We start from the raw sequence: 15,247 nt of genomic DNA, 5'->3' as shown, positions 1-15,247 counted from the left end.
TTTTTATATTTCATACTTGTCCAAACCATTCTTACACCATGTCAGTCGTTCTCGCTGCACACGCTCCAACTCTGCCAAATGCCGCCCTTCATTGCTCTTAGATGCCTCTGGATGATAGAGATGATACACATTACCACCCATTTTCAAGGCTCGCTTGTGCACACCAGCATAATGCAATCGGAAAGCCAACTCGCTGTCTTCATGTCCCCATTGCAACAGGTCTTCGTTATAACCATTTACCTTGAACAGGTCTGAACGCCAAAAAGCCATGTTGCATCCTCGCAAGTGGTCTATCTTGCGTGCATACCTATCTGCTAAAAAGGCGCGCAAGCGTCTTGACCGAAAACTATTAAGAACAAAACTGAAAGGCAACTTCCAAGGACTCAACTCAAACTTCTGATGAGACAAGAGCCGCCAAGTCAACACTATTCCAAGCTTCACTCGAGAGCCACACACGAAGCAATTGGGTTGGCAGACCTCTAAGTGATCGCTCACAAAGTAAGGCGACAGAATAACATCACCATCCACTTGCAACAAATAGTCGCCCGAAGCAGCCACAATGGCTTTGTTCATGATTTCTGTTCGCCGAAACCCTTTGTCTTCATGCCACACGTGTATCACAGGCACACTACTTTCCTTTTGCAGCTGTTCTATCACTGCCCGCGTATCTTCTCCTGACCCATCATCGGCTATAATGATTTCATCTGGCAGCACGGTTTGGGCAAAAATGCTGCGCACACATAGGTTCAATGCTTCCTTCCAATTATAGGTAGAAACAAGGAGAGATACTTTGGGTTTGGTTGTTTCCATGTTGTTGTTCACAAAGTTATTGATAAAACATCTTTCATGAAGGCTTCACACGCTCATATATACATCTTCAAAATGCACGAAGTCATTGTTTTCCAGCTTTTTATTTTCATCCATAATCCAATATAGGGGGATGTTTCGATAGAACGATGCCCACAGAGAGAAGGTGCTCTTTACGCCCATGAGATAATCGCACTGGCTAAGCAACTGCAAATCTTCGATACCAGAACCTTTTGAAAGATACACATTCGGACAAGCCTTGCGATACCTGTTGATATCCAACCGTGCATCGTTGGTACAGATAAACACATTGATTTTCTGTTGGGGATGTAATGCTTGAAATTCTTGGATAAGTCGTACATATACCTCATCTCCAAAGAAATACTTCCCTCCCTGCCACGTTTTATAGTCACCTCGACGTATATGGACACCCAAGTTGATATCGGCTTTTGGATGTTTTTGCATCCAGTTGTTCACTTTCTGCTGAATGGCAGGCTTGATACAGAATAGTTGTGCTATCTCCGACCGATACTTCCGAAACAATTCGTCATACCTACAACCCCAGCCGCCACACGCAATGAGAGGGACTTGTGCAAACTTGCGGTCTATCTCGGGAGTGTTATCGCCCATGATACAGTCTACCAAACGCAGCCGTATCAGCAGCTTTGCCAGCAGATAAGTCATCGGACGGTGATACCACTTCTTGCAAATTGCAAAATAACGATATTTATACGAGAAACGCATGGATATGACTTTTACCCCATGCTCACGCCCGAAAGCATACAAATGCGCATATTGCAGAATGTTATTGCACATCTGCCCGTAACCTTTTATCAATATCATGGTTTTGATCCTTTCTCTCTTTTTTCAGACATAATCGTTTCTAAATCACGCAAATCCACCCTCCCTGTCTGCGCATCGTACCGTAAGTTGAACTCTTCTCTGGTTCGCTTCCAACGATTATGACTCCATAAATAGAGGTCTGAGTCATGCTCTATACTGGCTTGCAAACATTCAAAATAGCGGTCGGTTAGCTGGAAATCAGCCCATGTCTGCGGTGTTGTGGTGATTAACTTAAACTCACAGGTATAGTATCCACGCCGTACACGTCGCACATCGGCATAAAATACGGCTTGTCCCAATCGTTTTATCATGCGCTCCGTACCTGTCAGCACGGGCGTATCTTGATGCATGAAGTCAACCCAATGGTGTATGTTGTTCCAGAAAGGCACCTGATCGGAGATATATCCCAAGACGAGCGGAATATTTTTCTGTCGATATTCCACCACTTTTCTCAACGATTCTGACATCGAGATGCACACGGCTCCTCGCTTTTCACGCATGTGCTTCACCATTTTGTCAAAACATTTATTCTCTAAGGGATGGTATATCTGGGCACATTGTGCTTCATTAGAAACCCAAAAAGGGAGTGAGGTGATCCATTCCCACTGACCATAATGCCCCAAATAGATAGCCGCAGACTGCCCTTTTGCTATCACTTTGTTGACTTCCTCCGTACCGATAAATTGCATTCTTCGCTGCATTTGCCGCTTACTCATTGACATCATCTTGAGCGTCTCCACAAAGTAATCACACAACCAATGATAAAATCCTCGTATCATAGCCTCTTGTTCCGCCGCTGAAGAATGTGGAAACGATGCCATGACATTACGATGTACCACCTCATACCTATAATGCATCAAACGATAGAGTATGAGATAAATAATATCAGATGCCACATAAAGCACCCTCAACGGTAGCATGGACAGCAGATAGGAGATGCCAAAGCCTAACCTGTAAAGTAGATTCATGCAAAGATATTTGGTGACAAATATACGCATTTCACCCCTTTCCTCCAAGTTTTTGTTTCGTTTAGTTGTTTCATTGGCTATTTTCATCTATCTTTGAAGTTCAAACAGCTTGTCATGAACCACTCGAAATTACTACACATAGGCTTTGATGCCAAACGAATTGTACGCAACAAAACAGGATTGGGTAACTACAGTAGAACCTTGGTAAAAAACCTTCTTCACGCCCAAGACCTTGACTTGGACATCCGTCTGTATGCGCCCAACGAAGGAAACGAAGAGTTGCGCAACCAAATTCCTGCGCAACCATGCGTGCGCTATGTTTACCCCACGGGCAAAAAACATCCACTGTCGCAAACTTGGTGGCGGTTTACAGGCATCGTTAATGACCTGAAGCGCGACCACATCGACCTCTATCATGGGCTTTCCAACGAACTGCCACGTGGCATCAAGGCATCGGGAGTGAAGGGTATCGTGACCATCCACGACCTTATTTTCCTACGCTTTCCAAAATATTATCATTGGTGGGATGTGCTGATTTATCGTTATAAGTTTCGCATGACCTGTTGCGAAGCCACACATATTATTGCCATTAGCGAGTGTACCAAGCGAGACATCGTGAAATATGGACACGTTTCGCCCGACAAGATTACGGTCATCTATCAAGACTGTGACGAGGTTTTCAAACACCCTTGTACCGAAAGACAACTGCAAGAAGTTCGGGAGAAGTACCATTTGCCCACTCGTTTCATCCTCAACGTAGGCAGTATTGAAGAGCGCAAGAACGTACTGCTGGCAGTAAAGGCACTCAAGGACATGCCTACCGATATTCATTTGGTGGTGGTGGGCAAGACTACACCCTACACAGAGAAGGTGAAAAATTACATTACACAACACCATCTGCAAAGTCGCATCACCCTGTTGCACCATGTTCCCTTTGCCGATTTGCCCGCTATCTATCAACTGGCTGAGTGCTTTGTCTATCCTTCTCGCTACGAAGGTTTCGGCATTCCTATCATTGAGGCTATACACAGTGGACTACCTGTCGTGGCTTGTACAGGGTCGTGTCTCGAAGAAGCTGGAGGAGCAGACTGCTTATATGTTCATCCCGATGACGTCCAAGCCATGCGAGAAGCATTGCTAACTTTGCTAAACGATACGGAAAGGAAGGGTCGCATAGCTCGAGCCAAGGCATATGTGCAACGATTTGACACCGAAAACGTAACTCGACAGCTCATCAATTTATACAAAAAGTGCATGGAATAAATGCTCTTTTTTGTCCTAAAAAAATACCAAAAAACGGTCAGGAAAAATCTTCAAAATAGACGAAGATACACCCCATTTTGGTTCAAAAATGCAGCTAAAACAGCTCGAAATATGCGCTGATTTTGTTAAAGCAATGGGTGAATGCCCTTAAAGTAATACTTTTGGAGTGCTGTAAACATGGGATAAAGGGCTTATCAACATGACTTAACGCCCTTAAAGCATTGCTTTAGCAACTAAAACAAAGGAAAGAAAGGCAACATTATCTGCACTTTTCAAGATAAGTAACTCATATTCTGACACTTACAAAACTCTTCAAATACTGCGATATTTGCGAGCAACTTATCATCTGCGTGAAAATATTGAAGTTATGGAAAGCCTTTTGTTAAGTTTTTTGACAGTTTTACAGGGTGTTTTTTGCGGCTTCAATCACCATGCAAAACGTCAAAAAAAACTCAATTCTTCATCGTCGCACGACTCCATGCAAAGAGTTCGTACACATCAAATCACAAATCACTGGTGCAAAACTATGGCATCAGCTTGTCGTGTACCATTCTGTACATATATTGCCAAATGATAGCTTTTAGCTCATGCTCCATCTGTGCTTGCTCTTTCACCTTTCCCAAGAGGTTGTGCTGCATGAGCTTGTCGTCTAATCGATAGATGGCTTTGGTGTGTTGTCCATCAAATTGCAGCACGTAGCCATATTTACAATACTGATAAATACCGTTGAGATAGTTCACAGCATACGTCTCTTTCATGGGGGTTGTCATGAGATCGCAGCCAAAAGAGAGGAAAGGCTTGTTGTAGCCCAATATGCTGAGCACTGTTGGCAAGATGTCTATTTGCTGCGCAATACCTGGATAAATGCCAGACTTTACCTCGCCCGAGGGGTCGAAGATGACGATAGGTGAGCAAAAACCGCCAATATCGGTCTGATATTGCTGATGATCGCTCAAGTTGGTATGGTCGCTGGTCAGCACAAAAATCGTATTCTTGTACCAAGGTTGCTTCTTTGCGGTTTCGAAAAACTTACCGATAGCCATGTCGGTATAGCGAATACATTTGTGTATCACAATGCCCTCTTCTGGATATACCTTTTTATATTTCTCGGGAATGACATAAGGAGTGTGGCTTGTCACAGTAAAGCAAGCCGTCATGAAAGGCTCTTTTAGCTCGCCAATCTTCGTTGCCCAATACTGTAAGAACGGTTCGTCCCAAATGCCCCAGTGTCCATCAAAGTCGGCATCTCCGCCAAATCGTTTGTCGGCAGCATAGTCTTGTCGCCCAAAGTATTGCTGGAATCCTACTTTGTTAGCAAACGCCATAAATCCCATGCTACCACGATTAGCCCCATGGAAGAAAGCAGTGTGATAGCCTTCTTTGCCCAAAAGTCCTGCCATACTGGTGTAATTGTTCATCGAAGCAGGCGACAACACGAAGGGTTCTTTGAACATTGGAATGCCACAAAGCACAGATGGCATTCCGTCGATACTCTTACGACCGTTACAGTAAGAATACTGGTAGGTGGCACTCTGTTGAATGAGTTTGTCCACATGGGGTGTATATCCCTTATAGTTGCCATTTTCTAAATCCTTGTTCAGGGCACCAATGTACTCTCTTCCAAAGCTCTCGACAATGAGTACCACCACATTCTTCTTTTGGAACGGATGGGTAGAGACAGGACGATGAATGGGTGAGAACACTCGTTCGGCAGCTTCGAGGTTTTCAAAGTAAGGTGGCACCTCGAATACGTCTTTTCCAATGGTGCGGATAAGCGCAAAGGGTGTGTTGAGAACAATGGCACATTCGGTGGGTCTGTTGACATATTGGTTGGCATTGTTCACGGTTATGGGGCGAATCCCCGACTCAAGTCCACCTCTGCATGCACCTATGGCAAGCGGTGTAATGGCGAGCAACAAAAGCAACTGCACCACTCCGAAGCCGATGCGACTGCCCAGCGTGGCATAATAGGTGTGGTGGGTGCGTGGCATGAGATAGAGTTTCCACATCAACCATACCACTGCAATGGCGAGCAATAATAAGTACCAATGTCCCCATAGCTCGCCCCAGAACACATCCAGCAAGTTGTTCTCGTTGCTGAACTCACGAAATACGCTCGTAGTAGTACGACGCAAGGTGTACGGAAAATACACAGCATCGCATAGATTGATGACCAAAGTAAGCGTATTGACGACCACAAAGACCCATTTGCACAATAGATGATAGCCTCGACGTTCTTTGATCCACAAAGGGAAGAGCATCATGACGATGTACAAGGAGTTGGTGTAAGTGATGGCAGAACGGTCGAAAATATAGCCACCCCAAAACCATTCGCCCACTTGGGAGATGGATAAACCTTCAGAGAAATAACTGAAATTCTCTAAAAGGAATGCCACCCGGGCAATGAGATACACCACAAACGCCATAAAAATATTCACCACTAATGACACAAATGGTGCCAAGTACTGTTTAGCTCCTTTGCTTTTAGACGATTCAACGCTATATTTCATCTTTTCCATTTCGCTCTTTAGCTTTCGTTTTTCATTATATCATCGTTCCTGCATATCGTGCAGTTTCTTGTAATAGCCATCCTTACTCATGAGTTCTTCATGCGTACCACGCTCTACAATGCGTCCTTCGTGTAGCACACATATTTCATTGGCATGCTTGATAGTAGACAGTCTGTGTGCTATTGCCACCGTTGTGCGTGTGCTCATGAGCTTCTCCAGCGCATCTTGCACCATGCGTTCGCTCTCAGTATCAAGCGCACTGGTAGCCTCGTCGAGTATCAAGATAGGTGGATTCTTCAAGATAGCGCGGGCGATGGACACACGCTGACGCTGCCCACCACTCAACCTTCCGCCTCGATCTCCAATGCAGGTATCAAATCCATCTTCTGACTCCATAATGAAGTCATAAGCATTGGCAATACGAGCTGCTTGCTCTACCTCTGCTTGCGTGGCATGGTCGACGCCAAAAGAGATGTTGTTATAAAACGAATCGTTAAATAGAATCGCCTCTTGGTTCACATTCCCGATGAGTTGTCGCAGGTCGTGAATACCCAAATCACGAACATTGATACCGTCAATCAACACCTCGCCCTCTTGTACATCATAGTAGCGTGGTATCAAATCCACCAAAGTAGACTTTCCACTTCCACTCTGTCCCACCAATGCTACCGTCTTTCCTTTGGGTATCACCAAGTTAATATGTCGCAACACCCATTGCTCTCCATACCTAAAAGATACATCACGGAACTCGATTTGATGCTTGAATTCCTTGATAGGAACAGGATGTGGAGAATCTTGTATGGTGACTTTCGCATTTAATATCTTGTCTACTCGCTCCATCGAAGCCAAGCCTTTCATGATGCTGTAACTGGCTTTTGATAGCTCTTTCAAAGGATTGATGATACTATACAGCATCACCAAGTAGTAAATAAACGTAGGACCACTGAGCGTTTGTTGGTTGAGTACTAAGGTACCACCAAACCATAGCACGATGACAATCATCACTGTACCTAAGAACTCGCTCATGGGATGCGCCATTTGTTGCCGCACATTGACTCGAAGTATATGATTGCGATAATCACTGTTGATCTTATCAAACCGCTTATTCATCTTTTCCTCGGCACAAAAGGCTTTGATGATGCGCAGTCCTCCCAACGTTTCCTCGACCTGACTCATGGTGTCACTCCAGAGACTTTGTGCCTTGATGCTATTTTGTTTAAGTTTACGACCAACAATCCCCATTAACCATCCAAAGATAGGAACAAACACAATGGTAAACAATGTGAGCTCCCAAGAGATTATAAGTAAGGTTGCGAAATAGGCAATGATGAGGATAGGATTCTTGAAGAGCATGTCTATCGAAGCCATGATAGAGTTTTCCACCTCCTGTACATCACCACTCATACGTGCAAGGATGTCACCTTTGCGCTCTTCTGAGAAGAATCCCAGCGACAAACTGGTAATCTTGCGGTACAACTGATTGCGGATATCACGTACCACACCTGTACGAATCGGCATGATAGTGGCAGAAGACAGAAAGTAAGCTGCCGTCTTTAGAAAGGTCATGAAAGCCAAAAACAAACCTATCAGCAGCAAGGTGGTCGTAGAACCATAGGTATCAATCATCACCTGCACGTAATAATTGGCATTATTAGCTAACATACGGGGTAAATCTTTAATGGCTTCAGGCCAAGGCATGAGTGTGGTTACCTGCACTTGATTCACCTTAAACAGAATGTTAAGAATGGGAATGAGCGCCGCAAAAGAAAATATATTCAATACTGCTGACAAGACATTGAATAAGACGGACGCCCATAAATAACGTTTGTAGGGTGGCACGAAGCGCCTAAAAACTTGTATAAACTCTTTCATGAAATTGCTAAAACTAATGCTGTGAGAAATAAATAATCTCTGCGGTATCATGCAAAGGTAAGCCATTTATTGAAAAACGACAACTTTAACGTTATATTTTTGGTTAACAAGCAGTTTATGGTTGCGTGCGTACAACCATTGTTTGTGCGATTTGTCTAATTAAATTGCTTTTGCTACCTTTGTATCATGAAACCATCAAATACGATGCTAAAGGGAACAATCCCCGTATAACGGTTCGTTTCACAGCGACGTATTCACAACAAATGAGCAGTATATGGAAAAAGTAATCATCAATTCTTACGAAGATTTTGCCAGTTACTTAGGCAAAGACTTAGGTGCATCCGAATGGTTGGAAGTAACACAAGATCGCATCAATCTATTTGCAGACGCTACTTTAGACCATCAATGGATTCACGTAGACGAAGCGCGTGCACAAGTAGAAAGCCCCTACAAGAGCACTATTGCGCACGGTTATCTTACCTTGTCTCTATTGCCACACCTTTGGGAACAAATCATTGAGGTGAACAACATCAAGATGTTGGTCAACTATGGCATGGATAAAATGCGCTTTGGACAACCAGTTCTTACTGGTAGTCGTGTAAGAATGACCGCCAAGTTGCATGCCATTAGCAACCTTCGTGGCATTTGCAAAACAGAAATCAACTTCAAAATAGAAATCGAAGGACAGCGAAAACCTGCCGTAGAGGGAATTGCCACCTTTTTATATTACTTTATATAAGCAAATAAAAAAAGGAACTTTTCGGCAAAAGCTACCAATAAAATCACTGCAAATAAAGAGAAGATGAACGACGAAAGAGATCAAAGAAGGAAACTTGTCTTTTGACCTGAAAGTTCATCTCTCGTATTTCGCAGTTAGTTTTTTACGCCTCTCTTCCCCACTAAGAAAGCCTTTGCCGAGCCAAAGCGCAAGAACATGTCTAACCGTACGGGGATATGATTGGTGTCATCGGTAACGAAAAAGTCGACAATCTTCTTATACGACTTGTCTTCTTTTTCCATATATGACAATTGTAAACAACGATATTTTTTCCCATCATCCGCCTTGACGTGGGTTTTCCCATGATATTTCAACATGGCAGGCATCGACTTTTCACCGTCAACCATCGTAAAGCGATAAGCGTAGCCTTTCTTCCACTTGGACACATCGAACGACCTTGCACGTAAAAAGATATTCAACATATCGAACACACATTCGTTCTTGTAGCCCTGCCTCCATAGATGCTCACCACTACTGGTTATCTGATGTTGCTTGACATAGACTTTCTTATTGGGATAAGTATAAAAAACTTCGTCTATATAATAACGTGAACCTTCTTGTGCTGCTTTGCGATAGTACTGCGGTGCCAAGTTAAGCGAGGTATAAGCTTGTAACGTATCACGCAATACAAAGAGATGATCCGCCTTACGATTTCCTCTGGTAATTAATGAAGCGCGATAACTTGGCTGTCCTTTATAGTTGGAACGTACCACGGACATGGAAGCATTTCCCACCTTCACCCATACGAATTTCCAATTAAAAAAAAGATTGTAGGTAAGAAGCTCACCAGAAGTAAAAGCCGTGTTCTTCATATCACACTGTGCTTGTACAGCGACCGATGAGACCAATAATAGTAATAATAAAGTGATTTTTTTCAATAATTTCATATTCGTTTGTTCCTTATTTTTGTACCAATACGATGTATTTGCAACATCGTGATTCTTCATCAGAATAACACTTCGTGGTATTATTTCAACATACCTGGCACATATTTTTTACCTAAGTCGAGGGCACGCTTGGCATTTCTATTCTGAATTTTGCGTTGCTGCTCTCCCTTTTGTTTGGTGATTTGTGCAGGTTTTTGCTGATACAGAGGCGTCTGGGTGAGATTCCAAGTTTCATTAAAGTCCCATTTTGCACGACATGTAATCTTCTTTGGATAATAATAAACTTCTTCGGGCTGCCTATTCTCATCGTAATTCCCCGTGTCCCAGCGACCATTTCCATTCGTGTCTACAAACAAACGCGCATAATAATCGCCCGGTTTAACATAGAAGAATCGTGCTTCACCATTGACTACAGGCACCTGCTTCACTGGTTTATCCGAAGTGTCAAGCAACTGAACCACCATAGGTGCTTGCTTTGCGCCCGCAATGGTTAATAGAATGGTGCTTAACTCATCATTCGATTGAACAGAAAAGCCTTGTTTCTTCTTCGTTGATGCCACTCCATAGATATCAATAAAGGCGGCACTATCAAGTTCAAGACTATACTCTATCCCTGGACGCCACTCACCTCGCAAGACATAGTCGCGCGTATGTTCTAAATAAGCCTTATTGAGAGCCTTCACAGTAGTATCTCGTTGTTGCTCAAATTCATACGGAGAGACGTACCAAAGCGTGTCATGTTTGGCATAAAGATGTATCTTGGACGTGTCAATCTTTGCCAAAGGAGTTTCAAAATGAAAGCTTACATTCTTATCAGCCGTCATTGCCGAGCCAGCGGTAACTTGTACATCCAAGTTTTCTTTTGGCATAATAGAGTCGTAAGGCTCGCCTCTTTTTTTAGCTTTTTCTTGTTTTTTTGTCCACTCGTCTATCTTTTTCTGTTCCAATTTTAATCGCTTTGCATACGGAATCTTAGACAATAACGAAACAGTATCCACTTGTTGATGCAGATGTCCCACAGAATCGGTGGCTTGATAGCTTAACTGAACCTCTAATGTGTCTTGATGAATGAGCGTTGTGTCACGCAACCAATACGTCAAGGTGTCGCCTCGAGGAGTCGACTCCATGATGAAAGCGTCCTTATCATTAAAGTTAAGACCTTTTATTTGCGGGAGTTGGTCACTGCCATAGCTAAAAAACAGCGAGAAGAAGTTAGGCTCTTTACGCTCCGTCTTAATGAGATAACGATTTGTCTGTATCTCGGTGAAAGCCCTCAACGTAATATCATCTGGTAAGAAATGCGTATAATTCACTTGCAGAATATTCTTGATATGGAGCGAATCTGCCCAAATCGTATCTTGTCGAATATCAGGTTTAGAACTTGGAGTAATCAGGTCATGCGTGAAAGCCAACTTCTCACTTTTCTGATTATAAAAGTAATTTCCATCTACATCCTGCAAAGCGTAAATACGATAAGTGCCTGGAGCAATGCCACGAATGGTGAATTTGCCACGACTATCGGTTCGAGACACGCGCAACATGGGCTTATGTCGGAAGATAGAGTCGCTATGATTGGCATAAAGACCCACCAAGATTCCCTTAATGGGTTCTAAGTTTTCGGCTTCCAGCACATAACCACTTACCTCCATGGTATCAATCTTTGAACCTGTTGAAAAACTATAAGTATAATTTCCCAAAGGATTGCCCTCGTTGTTATCCGAGATTGCATCGCTAAAATCGACCGTATAAGTGAGGTCTGGCTTCAAAGAATCTTTCAGTTCCACCACGATTCGCTTTCCTTGCGACTTGATTTCTGGTGCTTCTATCTGTGGAGGAGAGATGACAACCTTCTCTGTGGGATTGTCAATCTTAATAAATTCGTCAAACTGTATGTATATTTTCTTATCCGTGACATGTACAGAACCCTCCTTAGGTGACGTACTGACCACTTTTGGAGGAGTCTCGTCGTACCATCCTCCATCGGGACTTCCCATGCGAGCACAAGACATCATCAGGGAAGAGGAAAGCCACAAAAGGAGAACATACCATGCTGCGCTAAGCGAGAGCACTTTGCCTGCATTGCAATGAAGTGACTTTAGGTAATTGAAAAAGTACAAATGACGCATTTTCATTCAATATAAATGAGAATTATCCCTTAACAAGATTTTGTTCAGAGGTATTGAGTTCGAGCAATTCCTCAATAATCTTTCTACTATTAGACAAACGTGGAACCTTGTGCTGTCCACCCATTTTCCCTTTCATTTTCAGCCAATCATTAAACAAATTGGTACGTGCCATGATGATATCCAAATGTTGCAGTGTGACATTGTGAAAACGTTTGGCTTCGTAGTCACTATTTAATTCCTGCAAACGCTTGTCTAAGATAGACGCAAATTGTTGTAAACTTTTTGGTTTTTTGACAAACTCAATCAACCATTGGTGTCTACATTTGGCATTACTGTCCATATATACGGGTGCTGCGGTGTATTCTGAAATCTCTGCACCCGTTTGCTCACACGCATAAGCCAACCCTTTTTCTGCATTGTCCATAATCAATTCCTCACCAAAGGCATTGATGAAGTACTTTGTACGACCAGTAATAATGAATTTATAGGGATTTTTTGAAGTAAACTTCACAGTATCACCAATCATATAACGCCACAATCCAGAAGATGTAGAGATGAGCATGGCGTAGTTTTTATCCAGCTCAACGCCCTCCAATGGTACTACTGTGGGGGCTTCCTTCACTCCAAATTCATCCATCGGAATGAATTCATAGAACACATCATAATCCGGCATTAAGAGCATGGAAGAATCATCTAAGTCGCTTTGTATGCCAAAGAATCCTTCGCTGGCATTATAGGTTTCCATGTAACACATCTGCGGAGAGGTGATGAGTTGCTCATATTGCGGACGATAAGGCGTGAAAGGGATGCCTCCATGGAAGAAAACTTCAAGGTGAGGCCATACCTCTTCCAAATGCGTCTTGCCACTTAATTCCATCACTCTCACCAATACAGACAGCATCCAAGAGGGAACTCCTGAGATATTCGTTACATTTTTATGTAATGTTTCCTTTGCAATACGATCTCGTTTTACTTCAAAATCTTGCAAAAGTGCCGTAGACTTCTTCGGCACACGCATCACATTAACAAGAGGATTGATATTTTCTATCAGGATTGCACTAAGGTCTCCCACTAAAGAGTTGTGTACATTATAATTTGGAGAGTGGCTTCCTCCTAATATCAAAGCTTTTCCGTCGAAAATCCGACTGTCAGGACGATTAAGGAGATAGAGTGCCACCGTGTCTTTTCCTCCTTGATAATGGATGTGATGAAGAGCCTCGTTAGACACGGGTATGAATTTGCTCTTATCATTAGTTGTACCTGACGATTTGGCAAACCACTTCACTTGACCGGGCCACAACACATTTTCTTCCCCATGCCGCATGCGGTCAATGTCACTTTTCAGCTCTTCATAAGTACAGACAGGCACATTTTTTACATATTCCTCATACGACTTTATACTCCCAAAGAGATGGCTACGCCCATACTCTGTATCTTTAGCCTGCTCCAACAGGTTCATCAGTACCTGCTGTTGCATTGATTCAGTGTGTCTGGCGCATCGTTCAATCTCTTTTTGACGCGACAGAAAGAATTGGCTTGCTATACTTGTTAGCCCCATTTTATTATCGTGCAGTTTATCAGTTTAATATGCAAAAATAACCTAATCTTTTGTAACAAACGCACAATTCACGTATTTTAAGACACATGGCACACGGAGTTCTTTCTATTATAAATAGGTGGCTGATGATGAAAAACCAGTTTTTCGTTTTGTTTCAACAACAGCCTTTAGGAAAGAAACGCATTGCACGGCTTACCTCATGCGCTTCTTTTGCTTTTCTTCTTGTAACAAGCATGACACTTCAATTTTATCATTTTTAGAGATAGAAATGCGTTGCTTTTGTCCTGTTATTTTACCAAAAAACGGTCATCTAAAATCTTCAAAATAGAAAAAATCAATAGGCAAACACCCTACAAAAATGGGCTGATTTTCACAAAATAAACGCCTTTTCAGGCTGAAACATTGAGTTTACGCTCTTGGAAACACGCTTTAGAGGTGTTATCTACATGTAATAACCGCATTAAAGCATGCAACTTGCAGGCTTATCTCAATGCTTCAGCCACCAAAAAGTGGTAAATTTATGAATGAAAAACGATATTATAAACATAACACTCTCAATAACAACAAATTACAAACATTGCTCATAACTCGCGTATTTGCGACCAACTTCAAAGTTGTTCGCAAATACGCGAGTTATGAGAGGCACTTTGTAAAGATAATTCAGCATAGAGGAGTCGCTGAAACTGCGCACCAACAATTTTATATGCGCTATCTGATAAGAGCCTTTTCGCTATAAAAATATGAGTCTTCAATGTAAGAATTGTGTACACGAAAAAGTAGCGTAACAACTCTTACCCTTCCCATTTGTTTTTCCATTTTTATCAATTACTCGCCTGAAGATAGCCGTATTTTGATTATCTTTGTGCTTCCATTTAACAAAACAAACATGCACTTAAAAGCTATTATTCTTGATTTTGACGGTACTTTGGCGGACACCAAGACACTGATTACCAACACCATGTTAGAAGTTATTGAGCAACTTCACTTAGAACCACGCACCCGAGAGCAATGCGCCAAGATGATTGGACTGCCCTTAAAACAGACTTTTACCGACTTAATCCCTATGACAGACGAAATGGGTGAGCAATGTGTTGCAACGTATGACAAGGTGTTTCATGAAAACAACGTTCCCGGTGCGGTACCACTTTTCCCAAATGTACTTGAAACTTTGCGAGAATTGCACCGCTTAGGATACGTTATTACCATTGCCAGTAGTCGCTCCAAGCACTCTCTTCTTAACTTTATAGACACCTTTGAATTGAAAGACATCATTCCCTTTGTAGTGAGCGCCAATGATGTTTCGAATGCGAAGCCTCATCCTGAGTCCGTCTTAATGACCCTAACACATCTAAACATTCAACCGCAAGAGGCAATGGTGGTTGGAGATACGGTGTATGACATCCAAATGGGACAAAACGCCAATGTATTTACTTGCGGTGTTACGTACGGCAATGGCACGCGTGAGCAAATGACGTCACTGCACACCGACTTTATTATTGACGATTTCAAGGAACTACTGAAGATTGTAAAAAGGTAGCAAAAACAAAAAATAAAACCACCTAACAGCATACATTCTCACAAAAACATCTCTTCAAAAGCAAGTGAGTACGTATGCTGCTTCAACAGGAAAAATAA

General features: G+C 42.6%; 11 protein-coding genes. 3 read left to right on the top strand and 8 right to left on the bottom strand.

What is annotated here, in order from left to right:
- Positions 1–3: 3 nt before the first annotated feature.
- Genes BN35_RS05115 through BN35_RS05105 form a run of 3 tightly spaced genes read right to left on the bottom strand, consistent with a single transcriptional unit; the run spans position 4 to position 2,618 of the window.
- A complete protein-coding gene (locus BN35_RS05115) occupies positions 4–810 on the bottom strand; it encodes a glycosyltransferase family 2 protein (RefSeq protein ID WP_025071764.1) in 807 nt (268 codons plus the stop codon).
- Between the two features lie 45 nt (positions 811–855).
- Positions 856–1,650, bottom strand: coding sequence for an alpha-1,2-fucosyltransferase (locus BN35_RS05110; protein WP_025071765.1), 795 nt, complete (start codon positions 1,648–1,650; stop codon positions 856–858).
- Complete coding sequence (locus BN35_RS05105; RefSeq protein ID WP_025071766.1) at positions 1,647–2,618, bottom strand: lysophospholipid acyltransferase family protein; 972 nt, start codon at positions 2,616–2,618, stop codon at positions 1,647–1,649. Before BN35_RS05105 ends, BN35_RS05110 begins: the two co-directional genes overlap by 4 nt.
- 114 nt (positions 2,619–2,732) lie before the next feature.
- On the opposite strand from BN35_RS05105, the gene BN35_RS05100 reads away from it, so the two are divergent.
- Complete coding sequence (locus BN35_RS05100; protein WP_028900863.1) at positions 2,733–3,881, top strand: glycosyltransferase family 4 protein; 1,149 nt, start codon at positions 2,733–2,735, stop codon at positions 3,879–3,881.
- Positions 3,882–4,405: 524 nt separating this feature from the next.
- Here BN35_RS05100 and BN35_RS05095 read toward each other — a convergent pair.
- A complete protein-coding gene (locus BN35_RS05095; protein ID WP_025071768.1) occupies positions 4,406–6,400 on the bottom strand; it encodes an LTA synthase family protein in 1,995 nt (664 codons plus the stop codon).
- Positions 6,401–6,430: 30 nt separating this feature from the next.
- Positions 6,431–8,263 (bottom strand): ABC transporter ATP-binding protein, encoded by a 1,833-nt coding sequence (locus BN35_RS05090; RefSeq protein WP_025071769.1) that lies wholly within the window; start codon positions 8,261–8,263, stop codon positions 6,431–6,433.
- A gap of 274 nt (positions 8,264–8,537) precedes the next feature.
- Here BN35_RS05090 and BN35_RS05085 point away from each other — a divergent pair, with 274 nt between their 5' ends.
- The gene (locus tag BN35_RS05085) at positions 8,538–9,002 is read left to right on the top strand and encodes a MaoC family dehydratase (RefSeq protein ID WP_008125147.1); all 465 of its coding nucleotides are present in this window, start codon (positions 8,538–8,540) and stop codon (positions 9,000–9,002) included.
- Between the two features lie 134 nt (positions 9,003–9,136).
- Here BN35_RS05085 and BN35_RS05080 read toward each other — a convergent pair whose 3' ends face one another.
- The 3 genes from BN35_RS05080 to BN35_RS05070 form a co-directional block, all read right to left on the bottom strand.
- On the bottom strand, positions 9,137–9,928 hold the full coding sequence (locus BN35_RS05080; RefSeq protein WP_025071770.1) for a DUF3108 domain-containing protein: 792 nt from the start codon (positions 9,926–9,928) through the stop codon (positions 9,137–9,139).
- Between the two features lie 80 nt (positions 9,929–10,008).
- Positions 10,009–12,054 carry an Ig-like domain-containing protein gene (locus tag BN35_RS05075; protein ID WP_028900862.1) on the bottom strand — a complete coding sequence of 682 codons (2,046 nt, stop codon included), beginning with the start codon at positions 12,052–12,054 and terminating at the stop codon, positions 10,009–10,011.
- Between the two features lie 22 nt (positions 12,055–12,076).
- On the bottom strand, positions 12,077–13,612 hold the full coding sequence (locus tag BN35_RS05070) for a GH3 auxin-responsive promoter family protein (RefSeq protein WP_025071772.1): 1,536 nt from the start codon (positions 13,610–13,612) through the stop codon (positions 12,077–12,079).
- 886 nt (positions 13,613–14,498) lie between these two features.
- Between BN35_RS05070 and BN35_RS05060 the strand changes: the two genes are divergently transcribed.
- The gene (locus BN35_RS05060) at positions 14,499–15,149 is read left to right on the top strand and encodes an HAD family hydrolase (RefSeq protein WP_025071773.1); all 651 of its coding nucleotides are present in this window, start codon (positions 14,499–14,501) and stop codon (positions 15,147–15,149) included.
- The last annotated feature ends 98 nt before the right edge of the window (positions 15,150–15,247 follow it).

Origin of the sequence: Hoylesella timonensis 4401737 = DSM 22865 = JCM 15640, from assembly GCF_000455445.1 — a bacterium.
In the GTDB taxonomy this organism is placed as follows: domain Bacteria; phylum Bacteroidota; class Bacteroidia; order Bacteroidales; family Bacteroidaceae; genus Prevotella; species Prevotella timonensis.
The sequence above is the reverse complement of the archived record's forward strand: the minus strand, read 5'-3'. Positions and strand labels throughout refer to the sequence as shown.

Excerpts from the sequence above, each read along its gene's own strand:
- BN35_RS05085 (WP_008125147.1), top strand. The coding sequence starts at position 8,538 with ATGGAAAAAGTAATCATCAATTCTTACGAAGATTTTGCCAGTTACTTA.
- BN35_RS05070 (WP_025071772.1), bottom strand. The coding sequence starts at position 13,612 with ATGGGGCTAACAAGTATAGCAAGCCAATTCTTTCTGTCGCGTCAAAAA.
- BN35_RS05100 (WP_028900863.1), top strand. The coding sequence starts at position 2,733 with ATGAACCACTCGAAATTACTACACATAGGCTTTGATGCCAAACGAATT.
- BN35_RS05075 (WP_028900862.1), bottom strand. The coding sequence starts at position 12,054 with ATGCGTCATTTGTACTTTTTCAATTACCTAAAGTCACTTCATTGCAAT.
- BN35_RS05105 (WP_025071766.1), bottom strand. The coding sequence starts at position 2,618 with ATGAATCTACTTTACAGGTTAGGCTTTGGCATCTCCTATCTGCTGTCC.
- BN35_RS05115 (WP_025071764.1), bottom strand. The coding sequence starts at position 810 with ATGGAAACAACCAAACCCAAAGTATCTCTCCTTGTTTCTACCTATAAT.
- BN35_RS05110 (WP_025071765.1), bottom strand. The coding sequence starts at position 1,650 with ATGATATTGATAAAAGGTTACGGGCAGATGTGCAATAACATTCTGCAA.
- BN35_RS05090 (WP_025071769.1), bottom strand. The coding sequence starts at position 8,263 with ATGAAAGAGTTTATACAAGTTTTTAGGCGCTTCGTGCCACCCTACAAA.
- BN35_RS05080 (WP_025071770.1), bottom strand. The coding sequence starts at position 9,928 with ATGAAATTATTGAAAAAAATCACTTTATTATTACTATTATTGGTCTCA.
- BN35_RS05095 (WP_025071768.1), bottom strand. The coding sequence starts at position 6,400 with ATGGAAAAGATGAAATATAGCGTTGAATCGTCTAAAAGCAAAGGAGCT.
- BN35_RS05060 (WP_025071773.1), top strand. The coding sequence starts at position 14,499 with ATGCACTTAAAAGCTATTATTCTTGATTTTGACGGTACTTTGGCGGAC.